The organism is Nocardia sp. NPDC004860 (assembly GCF_040609015.1).
In the GTDB taxonomy this organism is placed as follows: Bacteria; Actinomycetota; Actinomycetes; order Mycobacteriales; family Mycobacteriaceae; genus Nocardia.
Genome location: NZ_JBEXJI010000025.1, coordinates 118,122 through 142,011 on the forward strand (window position 1 = coordinate 118,122; position 23,890 = coordinate 142,011).

Genomic DNA, 23,890 nt, shown 5'->3' on the forward strand with positions numbered 1-23,890 from the left:
GGTCGCGCACAGCTCCCGCGATCGTCCGTCACGACTTGAATCGTCCGGCGAAGGCGCGCAACGGGAGGTCGGCGCTGGTGATGATGCCTGGTGGAGCGGCGACGACGGCGGGGATGGCGTTGAGGGCGGTGACTGTCATGCCGATGGAGGCAAAGGCGGCGGGGTCGGTGAAGTCGGTGCCGGGCTTGGGCAGGACGCGGTGTTTGCTCGAGATGCAGGGGTCGCCGGTAATTTTCGTGATGTAGCAGCCCTGGACGTTCCAGTGTGGTTCGGTGTGCGGGGTCATCTGCCATTCGACGTGCACCTCGACCTTCGGCACTCCGGCGACCAGGCCCTGGTACTTGATGTAGTTGGCTCCCAGTGAGCCTTTCGGCAGCTGATACCAGCCCAGGTCGATGTCCTTGGTGCAGGCGCCGAGTTCGTAGCCGACGGTGACCTCGTCGAGCTCCAGGCCGAAGCAGTCCGCCATCAGGTGGACGCCGTCGGCGAATACCCGGGTGCCTCGTTCCAGCATGGCCGGTATCGCGGGATCGTCTACGGGACGGCCGTATCCGACCATCTGCCACGAGCCGACCGAATGGTGACAGGAAACGTCCACCGACTCGATCACCGTCACGTTCTCGAGCTCGGCGACGTCGCAGGTGTGCACCACGCCCAGGATCTGGGTCAGCCCGGGATTCATGCCGGTGCCGTAGAACGTCGACCCGCCGTGCCGGCAGGCCTGCTCGAGCACCCAGGAGGTCGGTGTGCCCGACGGGTGCGGATGATTGCGGTCGCGGTGGTGACCGGTGATCCAATCCGCGGTGGTGACCATGTCGATTCCGGCCTCGAGGACCCGGACATAGAGGTCCTCGTCGGGAAACACACCGTGGAAGGTCACCACATCCGGCCGCGCGGCGATGTCGTCGACCGAGCCCGTCGCGACGATGCCGATGGGCGCGAGCCCGGCCAGCTCACCGGCATCGCGACCGATCTTTTCCGTTGTGTAGCAGCGCAATCCGATCAGTTCGAGGTCGGGATGGGCGCCGATTCGCTTGATCATCTCGGTGCCGACATTGCCGGTCGCCACCTGGAAGACCCGGATCGGCCGCCGGGGGAACGCAGATACCATGGGCGGCATCGCCTTTCGTGTGATCAGGAGTGCGGATAGAACTGGGCGGCCCAGCTGCGCAGGGCCATGAATCCGTCGTATTCGGAGCGGGCCAGCGCGGGTGGATCCGAATAGCGCTGGTGCGACCAGATATGCACGTCGGCCAGGAACTGGTCGATCACCGCCCGCATCACCCGTTCGGCCCAGAGGGTGCCCCACCCCGTCGGTTTCATCGATAGCGGCGGCTTGACCATGCCTGCTGCCCTCCCAGTGCGCACAGAGAGTCGTGTATTCGTTTATCCGATGGGGGGCGGGATGCCCTCAGGCCCGGTCCCGGTCCGCTCCGGGCTGTGGTGCGACGTAGGTGTCCAGCGCATGCCGTAGCCACCGTTCCCGCGATCGAAAGGCCCGCCGGCTCACCTCGGCGCGCGGAACGAGCCGGTCGAAGCCGTGCCAGCAGCCGGGATGGACCTCGAATTCCACCGGCACGCCGCAGGATCGCAGGCCATTCACGTAAGTGATCGTCTCGTCCCGGAACGGCTCGAGGCCCCCGACATAGGTGAAGGTCGGCGGCAGACCTCGCAGATCACCGGCCCGCGCGGGCGCCGCGTACACCGGAACCCGCTGCGTCCCATGCAGATCCCGCAGATACAGCTTCCACGCCGAGGCCAGCGTGACCGAATCGAGCAGGGGCGCGTCATTGTCACGAGCCGATTCGGTGTTCTGCCGGTCATCGAGCATGGGATAGATCGGCATCTGGAAGGCGATGTTCACCTCGCCCCGATCCCGCGCCAGCAGGGTGAGCGCGGCAGTCAGTCCCCCGCCCGCGCTCTCCCCCGCGACCGCCAGCTGGTCCTCGCGGATGCCGAGCCGAATCGCATTGTCGCGCATCCAGATCAAGGCGGTGTAGCAGTCGTCGAGGGCCGCGGGATACGGGTGGGCGAGGCTGAGCCGGTAGTCGGGCGCGACGATCACGCATCCGGTCCGCTCGGCCAATCGCCGGTAGATGCGCATGTCCTGTTCCGGTCGCCCGAGGAAGTATCCGCCCCCGTGCAGCCAGAGCAATCCGGCCGCGGCGGTGGTTTGCGCCGGCGGTGAATAGACGACCACGCGCAGCCGCGTTCCGTCACCACGATCGATCCCGAACTCTTCGACCCGCAGAGTCTTCGGCCGACGGGCCCGCGCGAGCCACAGCAGCCCGTCGACCAGCGCCCCGGCGACGCGAAGCCGCCGCTCACTGTGCCGAGACCCCATGCGCCGCAACCACACACCGGTCGCACGCAGCTGACCGTCCATCATCGCGTCGGTGATCTGCATGCCGGCCCTTTCGCAGGTCCAGCGACGTTATCACAGACCTGGAAGCCGATACAGACACTAGTCCAGACTTCGTGGCGTCAGTATTATCCAGACACATGTCCGAACTCGCATCCACCGGTATCGAGGCAACCCGGCGGCGTCTCACCGAGAAGCAGGCCGACACCGTCGACCGCCTGACCACGGCGGCAGTCGAGGTGTTGTCCCGGGAAGGCTTCTCCGGCACGACGATTCGGCTGGTCGCCGCGGCCGCGGGAGTCGGCACCGCCACCGCCTACACGTACTTCTCGTCCAAGGAGCACCTGATCTCGGAGCTGTTCTGGCGGCGACTGGTCGCGGCCCCGAAAATGGACGCCGGCACCGGGGACCCGGCCAACCGGGTGGTCGCCGTGCTGCGTCAGGTATCCCTGCTCGTGGCCAATGACCCGGCTCTCGCCGGTGCGGTCAGCAACGCACTGCTGGGCGACGATCCCGACGTCCGGCATCTGCGGGTGCGCATCGGCCGGGAGATTCGCGGCCGGCTCGCCGAGGCATTGGGATCCGATGACCCAGAACGGGTTTCGATGCTGGAGCTGCTCTACGCGGGCGCGCTGCTCCAGGCCGGGATGGGCCTGCTCTCCTACGAGCAGGTCGCCGACCTGCTGGAACGGTCCGCGCGCCGACTGCTGGCAGATCCCCCGGCCGAGTGATCGACGGGCACCGAACACGGGCCTGCACAGCACACGGCCGCCGATCCGATTCGGCGCCCGAGACCGGCCGCGGACCTTGTCGCACGCCGCCGGCCATAGTACCGTCCAGACACATGTCCATCACGTGTCTGGACAAGATTGTTCGTGGAGGGATTTGCAATGACGCTGGTCAAGCCGCAGCGAGTATCCGGGGGCGCGGATGAGCACGGACACCTGGAGGAGTTCCGCACCGATCCCATCGCGCTGATGCGGCGGGTGCGCGCCGAATGCGGCGATGTCGGGGCCTTCGAACTCGCGGGGCACGATGTGATCCTGCTGTCGGGCGCCGAGGCCAACGAGTTCTTCTTCCGCGCCAGCGACGAGGACCTCGATCAGGGTGCGGCCTACCCGTTCATGAAGCCGATCTTCGGCGAGGGCGTGGTCTTCGACGCGCCGCCCGAACGCCGCAAGGAGATGCTGCACAATCAGGCGCTGCGCGCCGACCACATGCGCGGGCACGCGGCCACCATCGCCCGCGAGGTGGATCGCATGCTGGCCCGCTGGACCGACGAGGGCGAGATCGATCTGCTCGAATTCTTCGCGGAGCTGACCATCTACACGTCCTCGGCCTGCCTGATCGGCCCCAAGTTCCGGGAGCAGCTGGACTCCCGGTTCGCGCATCTCTACCACGAACTCGAGCAGGGCACCGACGCGCTGGCCTACGTCGACCCCTACGCGCCGATCGAGAGCTTCCGCCGCCGCGACGAGGCCCGCGCCGCACTGGTCCAGCTCGTCCAGGCGATCATGGATCAGCGCGAGGCGAATCCGCCGACCGGCAAGGACGATCGCGACATGCTCGACGTCCTGATCTCGGTGAAGGACGAGCACGGCGTGCCGCGTTTCTCGGCCAGCGAGATCACCGGCATCTTCATCTCCATGATGTTCGCCGGGCACCACACCACCTCCGGCACGGCGGCCTGGACCATCATCGAACTGCTGCGCCACCCGGACACGCTGGCCACGGTGGTCACCGAGCTCGACGAGCTGTACGCCGACGGCGCGGAGGTCAGTCACCATGCGCTGCGCCAGATTCCGAATCTGGAGGCCGCGCTCAAGGAGGCGCTGCGCCTGCACCCGCCGCTGATCATTCTCATGCGTATCGCCCGTGCCCGGTTCGAGGTGTGCGGGCACCGGATCGAGGCGGGCGACATGGTGGCCGCCACGCCCGCGCTCTCCAACCGGATACCGGAGGACTTCCCGGACCCCGACACCTTCGACCCGGGCCGCTATCTGGATCCGCGGCAGGAGGATCTGGTTAATCGCTGGACCTGGATCCCCTTCGGTGCGGGCCGCCACCGCTGTGTGGGCGCACCGTTCGCGCTCATGCAGCTCAAGGCGATCTTCTCGATCCTGTTGCGAGACTGGGAATTCGAGCTGGCCCAGCCGTCGGAGACCTATCGCAACGACCATTCCAAGATGGTGGTGCAGTTGCAGCAGCCGTGCCGCGTCCGCTACCGCCGCCGCCGTCGCTGAGTCCGTCCCGGTCCACAATGATGTCGGCCCGTCAGGAGGCAGCCGTGTCCGCGCCGTCCATTCCCCCCGGATTCGATTTCACCGATCCGGCGCTATGGGAGACCCGAAACCCCGTCGCGGAATTCGCCCGGCTGCGCCGCACCGCGCCGGTGTGGTGGAACCCGCAGACCGATGTCGAGTCCGGCGGATTCCGCGACGGCGGCTACTGGGTGGTCACCAAACACGAGGACATCAAGGAGATCTCGCGCAACGCGGAGCTGTTCTCCGCCCGGTCCAAGGGCGCGGTGATCCGCTTGCCCGGCGAGATCACGCCCGAGCAGATCGAGCTCACCGGCGCGCTGTTGCTGAACATGGATCCGCCCAAGCACACCAAGATCCGGCGCATCATTTCGAAGGGCTTCAGCCCGCGCGCGATCGAGGGATTGCGCGGCGCACTGGCCGAGCGGGCGGCCGCGATCGTGCGCGCGGCACGGGAGACCGGCGGCGGTGACTTCGTCGAGCAGGTGGCCTGCGAGCTGCCGTTGCAGGCGATCGCCGAATTGCTGGGCGTGCCACAGGAGGATCGGCGCAAACTGTTCGACTGGTCCAATCAGATGCTCAATTACGACGACCCGGAATACGGGGACAACACCAGCACGACCTCGTCGACCGTCGCGTCGATGGAGATCCTCGGTTACGCCTGGACCATGGCCGAGCAGCGCCGCGCCGATCCGCTCGACGATATCGTCAGCCGGCTCGTACACGCCGATCTCGACGGGGAAGCCCTGGGCTCGGACGAATTCGGTTTCTTCGTCATCCTTCTGGCGGTGGCGGGCAACGAGACCACCCGCAATGCGATCACTCACGGCATGAAGGCGTTCATCGACCACCCCGAGCAGTGGGAGCTCTACCGCCGGCAGCGGCCGCGCACCGCGCCCGACGAGATCGTGCGCTGGGCGACGCCGGTGACCGCGTTCCAGCGCACCGCCACCGCCGACACCGAACTGGGCGGGCAGCCGATCCGGCGGGGCCAGCGGCTCGGATTGTTCTACAGCTCCGCCAATTTCGACGAGGACGCCTTCGACGACCCGTTCCGGTTCGACATTCTCCGTGACCCCAATCCGCATCTGGCGTTCGGCGGCACCGGCGCGCACTACTGTGTCGGCGCGAATCTCGCCCGGCTGGAGATCGATCTCATGTTCAATGCCATCGCCGACGCGATGCCGGACCTGTCCGAGGTCGCCGCGCCCGAGCGGCTGCGGTCGGGGTGGATCAACGGCATCAAGCACTGGCGGGTCCGGTACGAATAGTCCGGACCACCGTATCGTCGAGCGGATCGCCCGGTGCATACTCGATCGGCGCGGATCGGACGAGAAGCTGTCCCCCGCAATCACATTGGGAGTAGATGATGAAGACCCGACTGAGCTGCCCCTGCGGCGAATACATTCGCGGCGAGAACGAGGACGACCTGGTCGAGAAGACCCAGGCCCACCTCGCCGAGCGGCACCCCGATCACGACTATTCCCGCGACGAGATCCTCTTCCTCGCGTACTGATCGCGTATTCGGGGAAGTAGGTGATCAGGGCCCGGGGTCGTGACCGGGCGTGGCGCGCCCGCGCCGAGATCCTCGAGAGAGGTCGGCCCGGCTCCGAATGAGCCGGGCTCCCCCACTACTTCGACGGTAACGCATTCTGCAGGCCGCCCACGTCGGTGATCTTCCATCCCGAATTGCGGTCGACGGTCAGCGAATACGTGACGGTGGTCTGGGCGCCCTCGGGAGTCTGCGCGCTCGTGGACGTCACCGTGAGGTAGGCGTTGACCTTGTAGATTCCGCCGGATTCGGAGATCACGATGGCGGACAGGGGCGCTGCGTTGGAGGTCCGATGCAGCGGCAGCAGAATCTGTTCGAGTTGCGGTGCGGTGGTGTCGAATTGGCCGAGAGTTGCGGCGTCGTGCCGGATTGCAGGCGGCCGATCCAGCCAGGCCGATTCTGTCGATGCGGGACACGCTGCTACGCGAGCGCCTGGCGGATAAACGCTTGCAGGGCATCGTCGATGGGATGGGGCCGCGGCGCGATGGCGGGACGGTTCCAGCGTTGGAGGTTCACGGCGGCGGAGAGTTGGCGGGTGCCGTCGACGCTGGTCATCGAGAGTGCGCCACCGCCCCAGACGGAGCCGTCGTGGCCCCAGAAGCGGGCGGGGGCCGGAAACCGGTGGAGGCCCAGACCGTAGTCGAGGGTCTTTCCCTCGAACGAGATGACCGGAACGGTGCGCCGCATCTCCGCCAGGGCTGGGCGGCTGATGATTTCGCCGGCCAGCAGTAGGCCGAAGAAGTGGTTCAGGTCTTTGACGGTGGAAATCAGTGACGCTGCCGGTCCGACCCACGACATGTCGAAAACGCTGTAGTCGCGCGGCGGTTCGATCATGCCGAACCACGACTCGTAGTGCAGGGAGTGGGGACCGTCGATGTGCGGTCCGGCCGGGAGTTCGGTGTCCCGCAGCCCGGCGCGCTCGATGATGTCGCTGGTGATGTACGTCTCGGCCGAGGTGCCGGTCACCGACTCCAGAAGTTCGCACAGCAGAAGGTAATTGGTGTTCGAATAGATCCCGGGGGTGCCGCCCGGGGCCCCGGTGGCGGGCGCCGAGACACCCATCTCGATCAGCTCGGTCGGGTGGAAGCGGGTGAATCGGTTGTCGTCCAGGCTGTCCGGCGTCGTCCTCGCCAGGTCCGGAAAGGCCGCGAGTGACGGGTAGGCATGGGGCAGGTATTCGGCGAGGCCGCTGGTGTGGTTGAGCAACATCCGTACCGTGATCACCGCACCCCGATCCCCGGGAACCAGGAGGGGCAGGTAGCGGCCGATCGGTGCGTCGAGCTCGATCGCACCGTTGTCGACCTGCCGTAGCACGGCGGCGGCGGTGAACGTCTTGGTGATGCTGCCGACGCGGTGGCGCATATCGCTGGTGACGGGTCGGCCGGTTGCGACGTCGGCGACTCCGGCTGCGCCACACCAGATCTGGTCACCGGCGCGGACTTCCGCGAAGATTCCCGGCATGCCCGCACGATGGACGGCATCCAGGGCGGCCTGCAGCTGCGTGGAATCGAGGGTGGTGGTCACGACACGTGTCCTCTCGTTGTCGATGTCGGTGGCCACCACTATCGGCCGGGCTACCCGGCCCGGTATTGGAAGAATTCTCCCCAGGCCCGGTACCGGTGCCGGGCGATGGCGGGCAGATAGTGTGCGGTGAGAGTCCTCGGGGTGTCATTCGCGAAGATCGACACATCCCGGCACAGGTGAGCCTGATCGGTGTACCCGCACTCCGCCGCAACCTCGGCGGCGGGCCGGCCCGCCATCAGTTTGTCGACGGCATACCGGAATCGGGCCAGCATCGCCGCCCGCTTGGGCGTGAGTCCGATCTGGGACTCGAACCGCGACCCCAGCCGCTTATGACTCCAGCCGAGCGAGCGGGCGAGTTCGCCGATCCGCAACCGGCCGTGCGCGGACTCGATTCGAAACCAGGCCTCGAGCACCTCCGGGTCCGGCGACCGATTCGGGGTGTCGCACTGTGCCAGAAACCATTTCGTCAGTGCGAATCGCTCGCCCCACGCCGGGGCGGAGGCGAGCTGCTCGCGCAGTATCCGAACTCGCGGTCCCCAGAGGTCCTCCAGCGCGACAGCGCCGCAGCCCAGATCGATTGGGGGAACACCCAACAGGGAGTATGCCCGTATCGGCGACAGGCGGATCTCGATACACGCGGCTCGCTCGCTGCGTACTCGCATCGCCGAGAGGGCAAGCCCGGCGGCGAACCCGTCGAGAGTTCGCCGGCCGCCGACATCGTCGACCAGCACCGCCCCGGCACCGAAGCCGATCACTACGGTGACCGCCGTCGTCCCGGCAACCCGGAGGTCCAGTCCGGCCCGGCCTATATCGCGATAACCGATCATCGCGCCGCTCGGCCATCCGGCGTCGTCCGGACCGGCGAAATCCCACCCCGCACCGGGCTCGTCACCCAAGTCCACAGCATCCACCCCGTCCAGGCTACAAACCCGGGGGCCTCACCAGGGTGACGCCCAGTGTGCCCAGGTCCTGGCCGCAGGCTCGCCGCGACTGGTCAGCCGGCCTGGCGCATCAAGCCCTGGGCGGAGACGGACGCCACCAGATCACCTGCCTGGGTGAAGATCTGGATGCGACCGTACATCCGGCTGCCACCGGCGAACGGGCTCTCGCAGTGCAGCAACAGCCAGTCGTGCATCGAAAACGGCCGATGGAAGGTGACGGTCTGGGCGAGCATCGCGGACGCGCCGCGGCCGCCGCGGCGCTCGATCTCGGTGTGCGGGTAGGGGCGCAGCGCGACCGGGCCCAGGAAGCCCTCGCTGCCGTGCGCCAGCAACGCGCGACCGAGGCCGGGCAGATCCGGCGCCTTGTCACAGCGCATCCACACATCCAGGGCCGGCGGTCCCGACAGTTCGGCCGCGAGCGCGTCCGCTCCGCCGAATGTCCGTACCTCCCAGGGCAACAGCGCACACGGCAGCTCTTCGCACTCCTCCGGCCCCGGCACGCCCTCGGGCAGGTGCGCACCGTGGCTGAGGAAGTCCGGCTCCTCCGCGCTGAGCATCGTCAGCACTCGCGCGTGCTCGCGCCCCTCCTGGGAGAACGAAACCTGCACCGTCGCCAGCGCCCGCCCCGACTGCACCACCTCGACCGCCACATCGACGTCCCGGTCGGCATACCCACCACGCGGAAAGACACCGTGTAGCGACTGCACGGCCATGTGCGGCACCGTCCGCTCCGCGGCAACCACGGCCTGCGCGAGCGTCTGACTCCCGAGCGTCGTCGGCAGCGTCGAGGTGACGTTGCGAGCACGGAACCGACCCACCCCGACCTCGGTCGGATCGAGGACATCGAGCAGATCGGCCAGGTCGACCACCGGCCACATATGCGTTCCACCAGCCATTGCGAAATATTTGCACACGCCGGAAAGCGCGCGATCGGCGATTCCCGATGAGCGGCATGGTGAAGTATCCGACCGCTGCGCGAATCGGTGAAGCGCAACGCTGGGACCTTATCCGGACCAGCCCGCACGCTCAGTCCGATATCCGCAGAACGTACCGTCATCAGCGTAAGGCCGATTACATCGCGAACGGCCGCCTGGTCAGAGCGGGAGGGTTATGGCGCTTGCCCGATCTGGTGCAGGAAGGTGAGGTTGTCCTCGATGTGCCAGTCCTCGGTGATCAGGGTGTGGTCGCCGCCGAGATGTTGCAAATCGATGGCGTTGAATTCGACAGGCTGGCCGGCACCTCGAGCACCGTTGAAGACGCCCGTGAAGTGGCCGCGGAAGACCAACCGCGCGGTGAGAGTGTCCCCGGTGACATACAGATCCGACAGCTCGCACGTGAGGTCGGGGACAGCGGTGCGGAAGGCCTCCGATGCCACCGCGGGGCCGGTCGGTCCCTGCGGTCGGCCGGGCGGCAGGGTGTTGTCCCGGAATGACGGTGCAATCGCCCGGACCAGGTAGTCGACGTTCCCGGTATTCCAGAACGTGTACAGCAGCTGCGCCACATGGACTTCCCGTGCGGCCTGATCGGCGCCGAGTCCGTCATCGATGTGCACCGCCCGCGGTACGACCAGGTCGCCGGAACGGTCGACGGGGTCGACCGGTCGCGGCGCCTGCGTCGAGCAGGCAGCGAGAAGCAGTGTGGCACAAACGAAAAGAGCGATCTTCACGCCAGTCTCCCGCCGCCGTCGACATGCAGGGTGGCGCCGGTGAGGAACGGGTTGGTCAGCGCCAGCAGTGCCGCGGAGGAGATGTCGGCCGGCGTCCCGACCCGGCGTGCCGGATTGCGATCGGCGACGGTCCGGAAGAACGCCTCCTTGCCGGGACCATCCCATACACCCGAGTCGACGATGCCGGGTGAGATCGCGTTGACGCGCACCGGAGCCAGCTCGACCGCGAGGGCCTCGGCCAGAGCGGCGGCAGCGGCGTTGGTGGTGGCCATCACCGCCCGACCCGGTGTCGGCCGCCAGGCTGCGACGCCGGAGAACAGCAGGATCGCACCACCCGTGCGGAATCGAGGAGCGAAGTGTTTGGCGAGCAGGATCGGTCCGATCACCTTGGCGTCGAAGGCACGGTGCACGGCGTCGTGGTCCAGTTCGGTGATCGCGCCGTTGGCGTGGTCGGCGGCCAGCGACACCAGATAGTCCAGCTCGCCGACGCGCTCGGCCAAGGCGCGCACGGTTCCCTCATCGGCCAGGTCGATCTCGGGGCGTCCTACCGAAATCACTTGCGCGCCTCGGGCTCTCGCGTCATCGGCGATGCGGCGGCCGATGCCCGATCCGGCACCGACGATGACCATCGTTTTGTCCTGCAGTGTTGTCATGCCCGGTTCAGCATCCCGTCGGAAATGAATAATCCCTTCGCGAACTGAATGTTTTCTATCAATGCCATAGGATCTTCGAATGCCAACGCTGCGGGCCCTGGAATGCCTGATCGCCGTCCTGGACGCCGGGTCGATCACCGACGCCGCCGCGGTGCTGCACATGTCTCAACCGGCACTGTCGCATCAACTCGCGGCGCTCGAACGCGAGATCGGCGCACCGGTCCTCGAACGACTGCCGCGCGGGGTGCGCGCCACCGTCATCGGCCGCGCCGTCGAGGCCGACGCCCGTGCAGCGTTGACTGCGGCTGCTCGCGTCGTCGATGGCGGTCGAGCCGTGGCCAGAGGCGAAGGCGGCCAGTTGCGGCTGGCATGCGCGGAAAGCCTGACCGCGAGTCTGCTGGCCCCGGTGCTTCGTACCTGGTTCCGCCGCAAGCCCGGCGTGCAAATGGTGCTCACCGAAGCCACGAGCGCCGACGACCTCGTCCACCACATCGAATCCGGAACGGCCGACCTGGCCCTCGGTCCTCGACCGACCCGCTGGACCGGCGCGTCCGAACTCATCGGCACCGAGGAGATCGTGGCCGTCCTCCCCGCCGATCACCCCTTGTCCCAGCGTGATCGGCTGAGCTTCGAGGACCTACACGATCAACCACTGGTGCACTACCACCCCGATAACGGCCTGGCCGGCTGGCTCGACGCCCAAGCCGCCGGTCACGGCGTCACACTCAGCCCCGTCATGCGCACCCGGCAGGCAACCACCGCGGCGCAACTCGCGGCGGCCGGACTCGGGATCGCACTGGTCCCCGCCACAGCCCTCGGCCCCGGCCTACCGGCCACCCTGAAACACCTGCACCCCATCGTGTCCCGCGATCTCATCTGCCTCATCGGCACCCCCGCCGACCCACTGCTCCGCCACTTCGTCTCCGACATCGTCGAGCGCGGAGTACCCATGAACCCTTCGGTCAGAACAAAACTCACCTGACCCCGGACCCCATTCCGCACATCCCCCGCGAACTCGTCGGGCATCGGGCATCTATGCCGCGAGCCGCGCGGTTCGAAGCGGGCAGACGGTCGCCCCGAAGATCGATGGGCCAACCGTTTTTGATCTCCACTCCTTCGCGATTGGCCAAACCGACCGATCCTCAACCCGTCACCGGAGCGCATGCTCATGCCGAATGCAGTGCGTCCTGACATCTTCGGGCGCAGAGGGAATGCCGACCGACCTGGCCGGGTATCAGGCGGATTCGTCAAGCAGGTGAGCGTTCCACACTGCCGCGGCTTGCTCATGAGAGTCCACGCCCGCGTAGAAGGCCGCCCGCAAGGCATCGTAGTCAGGCTCGGTAAAACCGCTGGCCTCAACGAATTTGGGTCGGTACACCGCAAAACCATGCGCTGTCGTATGGGGCCGGTACGGGACAGCTATCTGTATCGACCGGCGTTGCGGGACATACTCGACAGCGTCGATGATCAGCGCATCGATCCGCCCTCTCGGCAGGTGTAAGGAGGCGTCGACGACCAGCGCGGCGCGTAACCAGCCCGGTCGCCCCGCCTGCAACCACTCGCCCCCTGTCCGGATGGCGTCGGCAACATCGTCGAAAGCGAAACGCTCCAGACCCTCGGTTCCGTCGGCATCGACGTAGCCGAGCAGCGGAATCAAGCGTTCGGAATCGGAGCCGCTCCAGATCGCATGCGCCCCAAAGAAACCCGAGGTCTCGGCAATCTCGTACACGATCACAGAGAATGTCGTTGCGCACCGACATCGGTCGCCGTACGTAACGTGGGTCACATTGGTATGAAATGTTCTGTTGCACAGGAGAATTGTTGCTAGCTTGCCGAAGCGCTGCGTTGGCAGTGTGAGGTACGGCTAGGAGTATAAAGTGAAACATTCATGGTTTACTCGGGTGGGGCTCGGAATCGGCTCACTCACGGCGTTGAGTGGGGCCGCGGTGCTCACCGCGGGTATGGCGGTCGCGGAAATCCCTGCGCCCCCGACGGTTCCGGGGGCCACCCACTGCGTGAACACCGCCTATCTGGTGTCGTTCTCGTCGAGCGGCCTGACCGCCGACGCCGCCCGGGTGGAACTCATCGACTTCGCGCAGCAGACCCCGCAGCAGCCGACGATCGGCAGCGTGGTGGTCGTGAATGGAATCGATCCGGTCATCCAATGGATTCCGACCGTTGTCGGCAGCCACGAGCTGACCGCCAACGTCATCTTCAAGGACGGCTCTGTCTGGGGTACCACCCGCAGCACCGTCACCGTGGCGGACGCGTCCGGCTGCGGCGGCACCCCCACGACCACTCCCCCGCCCACCACGACCACTCCGCCGCCGACTACGACTACCCCGCCGCCGACTACGACTACCCCGCCGCCGACTACAACCGCCCCGGCGCCCGCCGCCTGGCAGCAGGGCGTCCACTACAACGTCGGTGACGTGGTGTCCTACAACGGGTCCCAGTACCGCTGTATTCAGGCGCATACCGCGGACGCTCCGGACTGGACCCCACCGAATACCCCCGCGCTCTGGCAGAAGATCTAGGACGCGAAAGTCCTCCCGCGACAGGGATGCGGGAGGGTTCGGAGTGCGCTGGTTCAGCTGATCAGGTCGCGGGTGTTCACCGCACCCTGCAATGCGATCCGCCCGGAAATGGCCGGAGCCCCGGTCGCGAGGCGACCGGGGCTTCAGCGAGAACCGTTGCGCTACTTCGATTTAGACGTCGCAGTACGCCTCGGACTGCCACCTGGGCATGTCGTTGTCGGTCGCATTGCACTATTGGGCCGACCTCGGGGCTGGGAACGTGGAACGCGTCCCGCAGGCCAACTATCGGTGAGTCCACGCGCGAATTCGTCCCAGCTGGTCACAGGAGCCCCTTGTCCAGCCATTCCGGCCGTCTCGTCCCCGATGACAAATAGCGTGTTGGCTTGACGTCCAGCCCCGGCATCGAAACTCCGATACTTCGCGAGTTGTAATGTGCCGCAAAGACTACGAGCCTCCACTGACACTCTGCGCCTGGCCGACCTAGCGATTCCGACGAGGCTCATGCTTGTCTGTCGCAGATCCGGAAGGTGTCGTCGCAGATCCGGTAGCCCCGAATCTGCTGTCGCACTTAGCCTTTCCCGACCGGCCGCACTCGGGACAAACCCGATGGCTGGAGAGGGAGGACGACGCAATGACTACCAAAACTGCCGAATCCGGTGACGACACCGCGGTTCGCACCGCACGTCAGCTCGACGAGGCTGCCCTGCTTCTCGAGAACGGCGACGTCTACGCCGCGGAGGCTCTGATCATGTCCATGTCACCCGGCGACATGACCGGTGCCATCACTGTCGCCGAGTCCTTGACTCGGCCGTCGTAGCCGTCGGCCTTTACCTAGTTCGACACCGCAGCCATCCTGTCCTGGCGGGCTGGAGCGCGGTGACGAAGTCAGTCGACATCGACCAACCCCGGATGGCGGGCGAGATTCGAGGCGGCCAGGTACCCGAATCGAACCGGCCACGCCCGGCAGGAACCGGGTTCCGCGATGGCTCACACTGGCGCCGGAGACGGCGCCGGTGCCGACCAACATGGTGGTGGCGGCGCTGAACCAGCCTGAGCCACAGCCCAGTTGGGTCAACTGGCGGCAGGCCGTGCACAAGACGGGATTTCGAACCCAACGGTTGAGTGGTTGCGGCTTCCGCCGCGCGTTCCTCCGCTCAGCTGCTCGTACAGGCAGTGTCCTTGCTCAACCTGCGATCGCCGTCCGCGAGTGCCCCCTATGGGATGTCGCCACCGGTCAGAAGCAACGATCTCCGCTGATTCACGGCTGCCGTGGCGAGGATTTCCGGTACGTCCTCGGCCAGCAGGAAGCCTGCCGCGACCGTCTTGTCGGTTGCCGCTCGGAATGCTGGGAGGTAGTCGTCCGGAGGGGGTCCCGGGAGTGGTCGCGTGCAGCCGAACATGATCGCCGGGCCGCCGTCCTCCTGTCCGAGCCCGGACAGCACCGCCAATGGTACGTCCAGCCACGGCGTGCGGATGCCGCCCAGCGCGTTGCCATGGACGTCGAGCGCCAGTTCCCCGGCGGATACCGTGAGCCGATCGGCCTGCGCCGGAGCGGGTCCGCCGTCGGCCCATCGGGACAGCGCCGCGATGGCTCGCTGCACGACGTAGTGATGTTGTGGCCCGGAATTGATCGGCTCGGGGAAATCGACGCCCAGTGGATTGCGTCGCGGCGCCATCCGCTCGGCCAGTTCCTCTGCGGTCAGAGAGCCGGAGTCGGTGAACGATGCGCCGACGCTGTAGGAGTCCGCGTGCGCGGCACCGGCCAGCTCCCAGAGCCGGAAGTGGTCGGAGTCGGGCTGGCGGGAGCCGATCGAGCGCATGAGGCCGACCACGTCGGTCTCGGTTTGGAGCACGAGCACCGGCGCGGTCGAATCCGCTCGCACCCGCGTACCGCCGTCCAGCGCCTCGGGGTCCACCAAGCCGGTCAGCGTGGCAGGGCGCCCCGGCCGCCCGTCGATGAGGTACGCGTCGTACGGCGAGCCATGCGGCGCAATGGCATTCACATATGTCACGAGCGTGGCCGCGGATTGGGACTGCCCGGCCGCGAGCAACTGCCGGGTCCCCGGCAGCAGCCTTCGAACCAGTTCTCCCGCCTGCCGGTAGATGTCGTAGCAGTAGGCATCCCCGGGATGCGACAGATCGGCGTACCGCACCGGATCCGACTGCTTCAGCGGCGGCAGCATGACCGAGTTCCAGGTGTCGTCCCCCTCGGCCGCCGCGGCCATGACGCTGCCGCCGTGAATCGGCGCGTACTGCGCGGAAACCCCGATCCAGGCCATCCGGGCCCGGATCAGATGCCGGTGTGCCAGCAGCCAGATCGGCGGCGCGTCCGCACCGGAGGAGGCGTTGAGCCACTCCACGACAGCGGTTCCGCAGTAGCCCTCGACCGGTCGGTACACCACGAGTCTGGTCGTGAACGGTGCGAGGCCGTCCGGCTCGGTCGCCCACTCTCCGTCGTCACCGGCCGAGCCGGTCAGGCGGTAGGACCCGGCGGTACCGGACAGGAAGTACTCCTCGGCGACGTAACCGACACCGGACAGTGGGAAGAACGTCGAGATCAGGTTGATCGGACCAGCCACCGGACCGGAAAGCTCCATCCCCAAACCCTAACAAGTGCTTGGTTTTTGGACAATCGCTGAACTCGCGCCGACCCACCAGCGGGCGGGTCACTCCGGCTTGGCTGGCCAGCCCGCCGGTACGTTGGCTTCGCGTAGTTGGATCCGATCTCTGACTGGTGGGCTCGCTGTGCGAAATGCGCTGCCCTGCAACAGTTCTGAATCGAGGAGCAGTTCCAGGTCAGCGACTACCGATGCTCGGTTCGAGGATTGCGGGCCCCTCTGCGCCGGGGCAATTTTTCGCTCGGTGGTAATGAGGAAGCAGGCGGACCTGCGTACCACATTCGGGTCGGCTCCCTCCTGCGGCAACCGCGTGAGCGATGGGTGGGCCGTCGCTCACGATCGTGATGTTGGCGTAGCTCGCGGAATCGTCCGGCTGTGTCGGGTCGGCTGCTACCAGCCTGCCGTTCCCGTGGAACCACGTTTCGAAATCCACAACCCAAGCCTAGGAAGTCCGTTGGAGGAAATACGGATCAAGCCCCGCTATCCTCCCCTTCGGCCGAAACGGTTGCGGGCGATCTACCACCGCACCCGGGGTGTCCGGCATATGTTCGGTGCCCTGGACTTGCGGACCAGCCAGCTGTACTGAGTTCCGCGACTTTGCGGTCGGGTCAAAGGTCCGGAGTCCGGATCACGGACCCCACGTTGCTTGACGCGGCGCTAGCGGATCTCCAACTGATAGGTGACCTCGACCCAGAAGCCGCCGGGCTCGTATTCGCCACCGAAGGTGAGGACGTAATCGCCAGGCGCGAGATCATCGAGACGAACCCACAGACCCCAAGCTTTGGCCTTGAACCGGCCGGTGTGACCGAAGGGACCGCCCGCTGCCGCCGTGATCCGGAATGCCTTGTCGTTGGTCACTGCTCGCACGGGCAGTGGGACTCCGTTCAACGCGGCGTGACCGGACGCCGCGGGCGCCACCGGCACCTCGCCACGCGCGAAGAATCCGTCCGGAACCTTCTGGAACATATTGAAAGCCGGGAAGAAGATCGGCCGGCCGTGCGGAATCGTGCACCGCCGCTCGACTCGCCCACCGAAGGTGCCTGCCAGGAACCAGACATCCGTCGGCTGATCGATCGCGGCGAACTCTCCGGTCTCGTCCACTACCGGATTCTTGGCGTTCGGCACCGACATCGCCCACTGCCACCAACGAGCTGCCAGCTCGACGTCGCTACTCGCCATCTCTCTACCCCATACAAACATCGACGCGAAGAAGAGTGCGAGCCACGACGGATCGCCCTCTTCCGAAGTGGACCTGAAGGAGGGTATACGAACCGGACGGTCTACGCCGCTCCACGCCACCCCGAGTGACGGCTACAGCATCAACCCTTCCGGACACGGCACCAGCCGCTCGTAGCCAACGCATACTTCTGCCGCATCCCGCGCGAACCGAACCAGCCAGCGCGGGTGCGTGGAAGATCAACGGACAGGGAGCATCTGAGCCCGCCGGCTGGATGTCTTCAGTGCACGGTAATGCCGAGCAGCGGACGGTGCGCGGCTGGTGAACCCTCCGGCACTTTGGTCAGATGGTCCAGGTGATCGGGTAATTGGTGTACGTCGCGGTCTCTGCTGTGAACATCACGCCTACTGCTCGGAAGTCGTCGCGCGCCCTTACCCGCATCTCCTTCAGCTCGTCCATCTGCGCCGCATGCTCTTCGGAGTCCCATATGCTCACCTGGGAGAGCGAGCCTTCAGGGGAGACGCCCGCGTACCAGTGAAGAAGACCCGGCAGTCGCAGAATTGCCGGGATCAGGTATTCCGAGGTCTTCTTGTCCGCAGCGACGACCACCTCGTACAGGCTCGGATCGAAGGTGACGCGCCCGACGCGGACGACGGCAGTTGCCGGCAACGACTCTGTCATCGCGTTCGATTTCCTCTCGGCAATGCTGGAAGATCTTGCTTCCCAGACGATCCCACCCTCAGGGCTCATGGATCAATATCGATCTTCGGAGCGACCGATAAACCAGACTTATCTGTTGGGTTGCGCAAGCGACTCCGATAATCGGCCGGTGCGGGCCGGCCGTCGACCGAACCGACCACTGTGCAGGAACATCCGCTACTGCCGCATCCTCCGTGGTTCGAATTGGCCAGAACTGGCGCGGCCGACAACGAGACCGACTGCGGCCCAGGACATCCTCTTCTGGCAGCCGAATATAGGGAGCATCCCACCGGGCACCTGGACCAAATCCTGGCCGGGATCCGATCTTGACACCAGTCTTAACTAGCCGATTTTCGCGCATTAGGCACACGATTCTCAGGTGGCCGCTGGTCCGAGGGGTACGGCCAGATGCGGCTATTCTTCGTTCAACTGCTTCAGCTCATTCTGCAGAGCGCACCGCCAGGAAGGCCAATGGATCCTCTCGGAGACTCGCTGCTCGCTCGCCTCGTCGGTCTCGAACTTGCCTCGGTGGTATTTGTCAGGGATTACCTGCAGCTCGACTTCGACGGCCCACGCTTGTCCTGCTACGTTTGGCCAATCATCGACGCCGACGGTACTACTCGGTCCCTGGGAGATGCCGGATATCGAGATACGCTGTGCGCCTTGATCGGCCAGACCGTCGTGTCGATCGATGAAGCTTTGGCACCGGGCTTCTCCTACGGTTCGCGATAGGTGCCCTCTCCATCCATCCGGCACTCGTGGAAGGCCCCGAAATCGCGATGCTCTCGGGGTTTTCCGACATGTGGGACGTGTGGCGTCCCGGTGAGGGGACGTTCGCTGACCTGGAATGAGAAGTTACTCAGGTTCTCACGTGGGGCCGAGCACCTCGTTCACGTGGAGGACGGCGGCAGCTACTGGGCAAGCAGTACAGTGCCGACGTGGCTGTCACCGTGGAAACACTGACCGAGATCGACGACGAGATCGTGGAGGCTTTCGGCCGGCTGCTGCCCCAGCTGTCGCAAACGGCCACGCGATTGGATCAAGAAGCGTTGGCGCAGTTGGCTTCTACAGAATCGACCACTGTCCTGGTCGCGCGTAGCGGTGGAAAGATCGTCGGGACATTGAGCTTGGTGATGTTCCCGATTCCGTCGGGCCTTCGAGCACGGGTTGAAGATGTGGTGGTCGATGACTCGGCTCGCGGCCAAGGCATCGGCGCGGCGTTGATCGAGGAAGCCAAGACCCGAGCCACAGCTGCGGGCGCGCGAACACTGGATTTGACCTCGCGAGCATCCAGGGCCACGGCCAATCGCCTCTACGAGCGCCTCGGATTCCGAGCGCGTGAGTCCCGTGTTTATCGCTTCGCTCCAACCGACTGACCCTCGTACAAGGCATCGACGAACGCACTACTTTGCCGCATACCGCGCTGACCGAACCAGCCAGCGCGGAGCGGCGAGCGGTCGGAACCTGGTGCGGCGCAGAACGTCCGCTACTGCCGATTATGTGATGCTTCGTCTGCATCACACGAAACGTCGGCGCGCGTGCTGGGCGACTCGGCAACTACCGCGAGGCTGGGGGCAGGAGCCGGCCGCTGAGGACGGGACGGTCGTTGAGGTCATCCAGAGGCACCCCGACGCCGAGGTTCTCTGCAAGCCTGTAAAACATTCCGAGGGACCCCAAGGGGCCGTATTCGTCTTCTTCGGGTCGGGCGCCGAGGGCCTGCATCTCGGTGTCGAAGCGGTGCGGGTCGGTGCCTGTCCGTGCGAAGCTGTCCGTGGTGTCGAGTCCGGTGATGAGGCGGCCGTCCTCGGCGTACCGGAACACCCCTCCCGGTTTCTCGCTGGCGTGCAGCTCCAGTGCCGCGGTTCCGATCGAGGCGCGCAGCACCAGTCCCCGGTCTTCGATGCCTTTCCAACTACCGTGCTCCCACGCCCAGGCCCAGCTTCGGTAATGCCCTGCGCTGACCACATATCCGTCGGATGCGTAGAGAAGACCGCCCAGCTCGTAGCGGAAGTCATCTGGCCCGCGCACCGCCACGGTGTTTTGGTCGACGCCCATCCGCTCCAATAGCTCCCGGGCGTTGATCTGACGCGCGAAGGTGAGGTTGACCAGCGGCAGATCCCTGTCGTACATCCACCCGAGGCCACCGGTCATGGTGTTCACGACGCCCCCAGGTCGCGGATCGCGATCAAGGTCCGGAAACACAGTCCATGATCATGAAACCAGGCGTCGTCAACAGCTGAAGCAGTCACAGCGGCTGACACTGCCATGAGTCACCGACATCCCTGGCCGGGCCCGCCCGTCGCCTAGTAACGACGGCCACTCCGGCGGACAAGCCGGTTCCACGCGCCGGGCTGTTGCGGGACTCGAGGGAAGTCCAACGTCCGGTAATGCCTGCGGCCGCTCGCCAACGGATTCGACCCGCACGCGCTGTCCTGCGACACCGTCGGGTTCGGATACGGACAAGGCCCCGACACCACCGACATCGCCGGCATGGACGGGCGCTACCTCACAGCCGACACCGCAGCCTCATTCACTGGACGCGTCGCCGGCATCTATGCCGCGACCGGAACAGTCGCGTTCGACTGGTTCACCTACGAAGGCGAACATCGCTGACCCGCAAGGTCAGTGGCCAAGCCTTGCACATAGATCGATGGACCGATGACCCACAGCGCACTGGCGATCACACCAATGACGACGGCGAGCAAACGCACGCTACTGCCGCATACCGCGCTGACCGAACCAGCCAACGCGGGTCGAGGCCGAAATCTGGTGCGCCGCAGAACATCCGCTACTGCCAAATAGAGTGCCTTTGACGCACGCCGGAGACGGCGTCGCTCATACCCGGCTCAGGCGGGAGTGCTTTCGAAACGGTTACGGTAGAACCACGGCTTCGGGCATCGCTCAGGGCGACGGCAGGTTCCGGTCTCGATCAACTCAGCACGTAATTCATCGCTGGCATTCGGGTGATGGACCACCCGCTCGCGGATCGAAAAGTACGCGTCCCCATACGTTCTGGCCTCGAGCTCCGCAGCACGGCGCAGTGCTTCGGTCGGCACACCGGGGTTGACGATCGCATTCCACCGTACGTTTCCGTCCTGATCAACCACGAGCAGAGCGAGAGCATCGGGTGGGGTGTTCGGATTTCGCGCAGCCCACAACCGCACCGGCCGGACTGAATCGACAGCAAGCTGACGCAACCTACCTGGCGCGGTTGCAGGGTCCCGGGTCTCCAGAACACGGCGGTATCTGGCCAACCGCTCAGCACGAGACGGCACTCCCTGCATATCCACCGCGAGAGTTTTTCACCTCACGGAACAGTCCGCATGCCCTGGTCACCCGACTGCGTGGCAAACCACTGGATCGTGGCGCCGGTGTGCGCGTATATCCGCGGCAACCCGGAGATGTGATGAAGTAGCGAGGTGGAGAAACCTGTGGACCTCGATGCGCACTTTGCCAGGTGGGGACGTGCCAAGGGGTGGAAGCCGATGGACCCGAACCGGCTTACCGAGCGTGAATACCTCCTGCAATTCGCGACGCGCCCAGGCATGTTCATCGGCTTCACGACCGTTCGTGGCGTGACCTGCTTCCTCGACGGCTACGATTACGCCGCGCGCCGGGCCGGCGGTCGAGGACTGGACGGGTTTCGCGACTGGCTTCTCACCAATCATCTCCGCTGCGAGAGCAACTTCGTCTGGTCCGGTGTGATCAAGCAGATCGCAGTGCCCGAATGGGACTTCGTCACAGATCTCAGCCCAGAGCAAGAGGTTCGCATCCTGGAAGTGTTGTTCACTCTGCTCGATCAATTCCTCGCCGAACGGGAAGGTCCCAGCTGAGCATCAGCCCGGGTCGGCGGGGTCAGCTGCCGCGAGCCACTTGGCGAAGACGGCGAAGTCGCTGTGCCGCAATCCGATTCGTGGGTCGACTCGGTGCAGCAGCGCCTGGCCGAAATGGTGGTCGGATACCCATTCCCGGTCGTTGTCGCTGATCTCGTCGTCGACCCAGATGAACGACCGGCGCGCGGCCCATTCGACGATGGTTCGTGTCTTCCAATGCAACCCGAACCATTCGTCGAGTTGATGGTCGGGCAGGTCGGGCCATTCCACAATCGCCAGCTCGGGTAAACCCAGTAGTGGGCCGACAACTTGGTTCGCTTCGTGGAGCCAGGTGGTCGCCCACACCAACTCGCAGGGCAGGCCCGAGAGCAGTGGCCCCAGCGCAGGGTCGACACGGGCCACGAGCGGGTTTGTGGGGAGCGGTCGTTCGTCGATGATGGACGGCTGTCGATGGTCTGCAGGCGTGGTGCCGAAAGGGATGAGCGGACCGTCGACGTCAAGGAAAAGCAGCGAGTGGTGAAGTGTGTCCATTGGTTTGAAGGCTAGTAGGACTTTGTTAGGTCGAAGAATGTGTGGCGGCAAAGCGGGCAGGTACCGATCCAGATGGCAAGTGCGCGTTGGAGTTTGCGGAGTATGCCGTAGAGGGTCAGTCCTGCCCGTTTGCTTTTGGGGTGGTGAGCCGCAGGGTGGTGAGGAACAGGTGGGCGGCGGTGGTGAGGGTGGCGTGGTGGTGCCAGCCGAGCCAGGAACGGCCTTCGAAGTGGTCGAGGCCGAGGGCGTCTTTGAGTTCGCGGTAGTCGTGTTCGATGCGCCAGCGGATTTTGGCGAGTCGGACGAGGTCGGTGATTGGGGTGTCGGGTGGCAGGGTGGACAGCCAGTAGTCGGTGGGTTCGCTTGTGTCGGTGGGCCATTCGGCCAGTAGCCAGAGCTCGGGGAGGGTGCCGTCGGGGGCGGGGGTGATGATGCGGCCCGACGGGCGGACCCGGATCGCGGTGAAGCGGGAAGTCAACTCGGCGTTGGGGTTGGTGGGGCTGGTCTTGCTGCCGTGTCGCCAGGTCACGTGGCGCAACGCCGCTTCGCCGTGGTCGAGCACGAGGTCCTTGCAGGTCCTCGGCGGGTCGGGGTATCGCGGTGTGGGTGGTCGTCCGGTTGCCGGGCGGGGCGGGGTCTGTGGGCGGGCGTCACCGCGGTGCACGCCGGTGGAGCCCTTGACGGCCACCACGTAGGGCAGGTCGCGGTCGGTGAGACCGGAGCGGAACTGCGCGGCGTCGCCGTAGCCGGCGTCGGCGACCACGACCGGCGGCGCGGGGCATCCCCAGCGCAACAGTTCGTCGATCATCTCCAGGGACTGTTCCCATTTGCGGCGATGCCGCTCGCCCTCGGGGACGGCGGCCTTGGTGCGGCGCGCAGTGATCGCCGTCTTCTGCTCGGGCGTGTCTGTGAGGGTGTCGTCCCAGCTCTCGGGTAGGAACAGTCGCCAGTCCAGTGGCGCGGACGCCTCGTCGGTCACCGCGTGGACGCTGACGGCGACTTGGCAGTTGCCTACTTTGCCGAGGGTGCCCGAGTACTGCCGTGCCACGCAGGGTGAGGCGTCGCCGTCCTTGGCGAACCCGGTGTCGTCGATCGCCCACGCCTGCGGACCGATCAGTTCACATGCCTTGGTCGACAACACTTTCCGCACCGCGGCCACGTCCCACGGCGAGGTGGTGACGAATTGCTGCAGCCTCTGGTGATCGGTCTGCAGCCGCTCGGCCATGGGCTGCATCGACTTACGCTTGCCGTCGAGCATCAGCCCCCGCACATACACCCCGGCAGTGGCGACGCGGTCCTTGCGCGACAGCGACGAAAACACCTCACCGACAAACGCGTCCAGCAACGCGTCGACCCGAGCCAGCTCACCATGATCCACACCCGGCATCGTCTCGAGAATCGCGGCGACACTCGAGCACAACACGCCGACCTAACAAAGTCCTACTAGTGCTGCGTTCCTCAAAGGTGGTACACAAAGCGGCGGCGTAGGGTTCGGGGTTTCGGGGCTGGTCGGCCCCAGATCCATGGTCGTGCGCG

General features: G+C 65.9%; 27 protein-coding genes and 1 pseudogene. 11 read left to right on the plus strand and 17 right to left on the minus strand.

What is annotated here, in order from left to right:
- Positions 1–28: 28 nt before the first annotated feature.
- The 3 genes and pseudogenes from ABZV44_RS33980 to ABZV44_RS33990 all read right to left on the minus strand — a co-directional run bounded on the left by ABZV44_RS33980 (position 29) and on the right by ABZV44_RS33990 (position 2,407).
- Positions 29–1,111 (minus strand): dihydrodipicolinate reductase, encoded by a 1,083-nt coding sequence (locus tag ABZV44_RS33980; protein ID WP_354845545.1) that lies wholly within the window; start codon positions 1,109–1,111, stop codon positions 29–31.
- A 23-nt stretch (positions 1,112–1,134) separates the two neighbouring features.
- Positions 1,135–1,314 (minus strand): annotated as a pseudogene (locus ABZV44_RS33985) (2Fe-2S ferredoxin); the annotation flags it as partial.
- Between the two features lie 97 nt (positions 1,315–1,411).
- Positions 1,412–2,407, minus strand: a complete 996-nt coding sequence (locus ABZV44_RS33990) for an alpha/beta hydrolase (protein ID WP_354845548.1) — start codon at positions 2,405–2,407, stop codon at positions 1,412–1,414.
- Between the two features lie 95 nt (positions 2,408–2,502).
- Here ABZV44_RS33990 and ABZV44_RS33995 point away from each other — a divergent pair, with 95 nt between their 5' ends.
- From ABZV44_RS33995 to ABZV44_RS34010, 4 genes are all read left to right on the plus strand, one after another.
- Positions 2,503–3,093: a TetR family transcriptional regulator gene (locus ABZV44_RS33995; protein WP_354845551.1), complete on the plus strand. Its 591-nt coding sequence runs from the start codon at positions 2,503–2,505 to the stop codon at positions 3,091–3,093.
- Positions 3,094–3,252: 159 nt separating this feature from the next.
- On the plus strand, positions 3,253–4,605 hold the full coding sequence (locus ABZV44_RS34000; RefSeq protein ID WP_354845554.1) for a cytochrome P450: 1,353 nt from the start codon (positions 3,253–3,255) through the stop codon (positions 4,603–4,605).
- A gap of 44 nt (positions 4,606–4,649) precedes the next feature.
- Positions 4,650–5,894: a cytochrome P450 gene (locus tag ABZV44_RS34005; RefSeq protein WP_354845556.1), complete on the plus strand. Its 1,245-nt coding sequence runs from the start codon at positions 4,650–4,652 to the stop codon at positions 5,892–5,894.
- A 98-nt stretch (positions 5,895–5,992) separates the two neighbouring features.
- The gene (locus tag ABZV44_RS34010) at positions 5,993–6,139 is read left to right on the plus strand and encodes a DUF1059 domain-containing protein (protein ID WP_354845559.1); all 147 of its coding nucleotides are present in this window, start codon (positions 5,993–5,995) and stop codon (positions 6,137–6,139) included.
- Positions 6,140–6,254: 115 nt separating this feature from the next.
- Here ABZV44_RS34010 and ABZV44_RS34015 read toward each other — a convergent pair whose 3' ends face one another.
- The 6 genes from ABZV44_RS34015 to ABZV44_RS34040 all read right to left on the minus strand — a co-directional run bounded on the left by ABZV44_RS34015 (position 6,255) and on the right by ABZV44_RS34040 (position 10,959).
- The gene (locus tag ABZV44_RS34015; RefSeq protein ID WP_354845562.1) at positions 6,255–6,434 is read right to left on the minus strand and encodes a hypothetical protein; all 180 of its coding nucleotides are present in this window, start codon (positions 6,432–6,434) and stop codon (positions 6,255–6,257) included.
- Between the two features lie 161 nt (positions 6,435–6,595).
- On the minus strand, positions 6,596–7,699 hold the full coding sequence (locus ABZV44_RS34020; protein ID WP_354845565.1) for a serine hydrolase domain-containing protein: 1,104 nt from the start codon (positions 7,697–7,699) through the stop codon (positions 6,596–6,598).
- Positions 7,700–7,749: 50 nt separating this feature from the next.
- A complete protein-coding gene (locus ABZV44_RS34025) occupies positions 7,750–8,610 on the minus strand; it encodes an AraC family transcriptional regulator (protein WP_354845568.1) in 861 nt (286 codons plus the stop codon).
- An 83-nt stretch (positions 8,611–8,693) separates the two neighbouring features.
- On the minus strand, positions 8,694–9,536 hold the full coding sequence (locus tag ABZV44_RS34030; protein ID WP_354845570.1) for an acyl-CoA thioesterase domain-containing protein: 843 nt from the start codon (positions 9,534–9,536) through the stop codon (positions 8,694–8,696).
- A gap of 212 nt (positions 9,537–9,748) precedes the next feature.
- Entirely contained in the window at positions 9,749–10,306 is a 558-nt protein-coding gene (locus tag ABZV44_RS34035; protein WP_354845572.1) for an ester cyclase, read from the minus strand.
- Positions 10,303–10,959, minus strand: a complete 657-nt coding sequence (locus ABZV44_RS34040) for an SDR family oxidoreductase (protein WP_354845574.1) — start codon at positions 10,957–10,959, stop codon at positions 10,303–10,305. The genes ABZV44_RS34035 and ABZV44_RS34040 overlap by 4 nt, the downstream gene beginning before the upstream one ends.
- A gap of 79 nt (positions 10,960–11,038) precedes the next feature.
- Between ABZV44_RS34040 and ABZV44_RS34045 the strand changes: the two genes are divergently transcribed.
- Complete coding sequence (locus tag ABZV44_RS34045) at positions 11,039–11,941, plus strand: LysR family transcriptional regulator (RefSeq protein WP_354845576.1); 903 nt, start codon at positions 11,039–11,041, stop codon at positions 11,939–11,941.
- A 252-nt stretch (positions 11,942–12,193) separates the two neighbouring features.
- Here ABZV44_RS34045 and ABZV44_RS34050 read toward each other — a convergent pair whose 3' ends face one another.
- Complete coding sequence (locus ABZV44_RS34050; protein ID WP_354845579.1) at positions 12,194–12,694, minus strand: hypothetical protein; 501 nt, start codon at positions 12,692–12,694, stop codon at positions 12,194–12,196.
- A 166-nt stretch (positions 12,695–12,860) separates the two neighbouring features.
- Between ABZV44_RS34050 and ABZV44_RS34055 the strand changes: the two genes are divergently transcribed.
- Both ABZV44_RS34055 and ABZV44_RS34060 read left to right on the plus strand, forming a co-directional pair.
- The gene (locus ABZV44_RS34055; protein ID WP_354845582.1) at positions 12,861–13,496 is read left to right on the plus strand and encodes a carbohydrate-binding protein; all 636 of its coding nucleotides are present in this window, start codon (positions 12,861–12,863) and stop codon (positions 13,494–13,496) included.
- A gap of 631 nt (positions 13,497–14,127) precedes the next feature.
- Positions 14,128–14,313: a hypothetical protein gene (locus ABZV44_RS34060; protein WP_354845584.1), complete on the plus strand. Its 186-nt coding sequence runs from the start codon at positions 14,128–14,130 to the stop codon at positions 14,311–14,313.
- A gap of 397 nt (positions 14,314–14,710) precedes the next feature.
- On the opposite strand, the gene ABZV44_RS34065 is transcribed toward ABZV44_RS34060, so the two are convergent.
- The 3 genes from ABZV44_RS34065 to ABZV44_RS34075 all read right to left on the minus strand — a co-directional run bounded on the left by ABZV44_RS34065 (position 14,711) and on the right by ABZV44_RS34075 (position 17,972).
- Positions 14,711–16,093 carry an alpha/beta hydrolase domain-containing protein gene (locus tag ABZV44_RS34065; protein WP_354845587.1) on the minus strand — a complete coding sequence of 461 codons (1,383 nt, stop codon included), beginning with the start codon at positions 16,091–16,093 and terminating at the stop codon, positions 14,711–14,713.
- A 678-nt stretch (positions 16,094–16,771) separates the two neighbouring features.
- Positions 16,772–17,293, minus strand: a complete 522-nt coding sequence (locus tag ABZV44_RS34070; protein WP_354845590.1) for a hypothetical protein — start codon at positions 17,291–17,293, stop codon at positions 16,772–16,774.
- 340 nt (positions 17,294–17,633) lie between these two features.
- On the minus strand, positions 17,634–17,972 hold the full coding sequence (locus ABZV44_RS34075; RefSeq protein WP_354845593.1) for a hypothetical protein: 339 nt from the start codon (positions 17,970–17,972) through the stop codon (positions 17,634–17,636).
- A 489-nt stretch (positions 17,973–18,461) separates the two neighbouring features.
- On the opposite strand from ABZV44_RS34075, the gene ABZV44_RS34080 reads away from it, so the two are divergent.
- Both ABZV44_RS34080 and ABZV44_RS34085 read left to right on the plus strand, forming a co-directional pair.
- The gene (locus tag ABZV44_RS34080; protein ID WP_354845596.1) at positions 18,462–18,722 is read left to right on the plus strand and encodes a hypothetical protein; all 261 of its coding nucleotides are present in this window, start codon (positions 18,462–18,464) and stop codon (positions 18,720–18,722) included.
- A 206-nt stretch (positions 18,723–18,928) separates the two neighbouring features.
- Entirely contained in the window at positions 18,929–19,366 is a 438-nt protein-coding gene (locus tag ABZV44_RS34085; protein WP_354845599.1) for a GNAT family N-acetyltransferase, read from the plus strand.
- A 181-nt stretch (positions 19,367–19,547) separates the two neighbouring features.
- On the opposite strand, the gene ABZV44_RS34090 is transcribed toward ABZV44_RS34085, so the two are convergent.
- Entirely contained in the window at positions 19,548–20,141 is a 594-nt protein-coding gene (locus ABZV44_RS34090; RefSeq protein ID WP_354845618.1) for a DUF6461 domain-containing protein, read from the minus strand.
- 276 nt (positions 20,142–20,417) lie between these two features.
- On the opposite strand from ABZV44_RS34090, the gene ABZV44_RS34095 reads away from it, so the two are divergent.
- Positions 20,418–20,603 (plus strand): hypothetical protein, encoded by a 186-nt coding sequence (locus tag ABZV44_RS34095; RefSeq protein WP_354845621.1) that lies wholly within the window; start codon positions 20,418–20,420, stop codon positions 20,601–20,603.
- A 233-nt stretch (positions 20,604–20,836) separates the two neighbouring features.
- Here the strand turns inward: ABZV44_RS34095 and ABZV44_RS34100 are convergent, their stop codons facing one another.
- Positions 20,837–21,274, minus strand: coding sequence for a hypothetical protein (locus tag ABZV44_RS34100; protein ID WP_354845624.1), 438 nt, complete (start codon positions 21,272–21,274; stop codon positions 20,837–20,839).
- A 147-nt stretch (positions 21,275–21,421) separates the two neighbouring features.
- Between ABZV44_RS34100 and ABZV44_RS34105 the strand changes: the two genes are divergently transcribed.
- Complete coding sequence (locus ABZV44_RS34105; protein WP_354845602.1) at positions 21,422–21,823, plus strand: hypothetical protein; 402 nt, start codon at positions 21,422–21,424, stop codon at positions 21,821–21,823.
- A gap of 3 nt (positions 21,824–21,826) precedes the next feature.
- Here the strand turns inward: ABZV44_RS34105 and ABZV44_RS34110 are convergent, their stop codons facing one another.
- Together ABZV44_RS34110 and ABZV44_RS34115 are read right to left on the minus strand one after the other, a co-directional pair.
- Positions 21,827–22,354, minus strand: coding sequence for an HAD domain-containing protein (locus tag ABZV44_RS34110; protein WP_354845604.1), 528 nt, complete (start codon positions 22,352–22,354; stop codon positions 21,827–21,829).
- A gap of 115 nt (positions 22,355–22,469) precedes the next feature.
- Complete coding sequence (locus ABZV44_RS34115) at positions 22,470–23,741, minus strand: IS701 family transposase (protein ID WP_354845607.1); 1,272 nt, start codon at positions 23,739–23,741, stop codon at positions 22,470–22,472.
- Positions 23,742–23,890 lie beyond the last annotated feature (149 nt).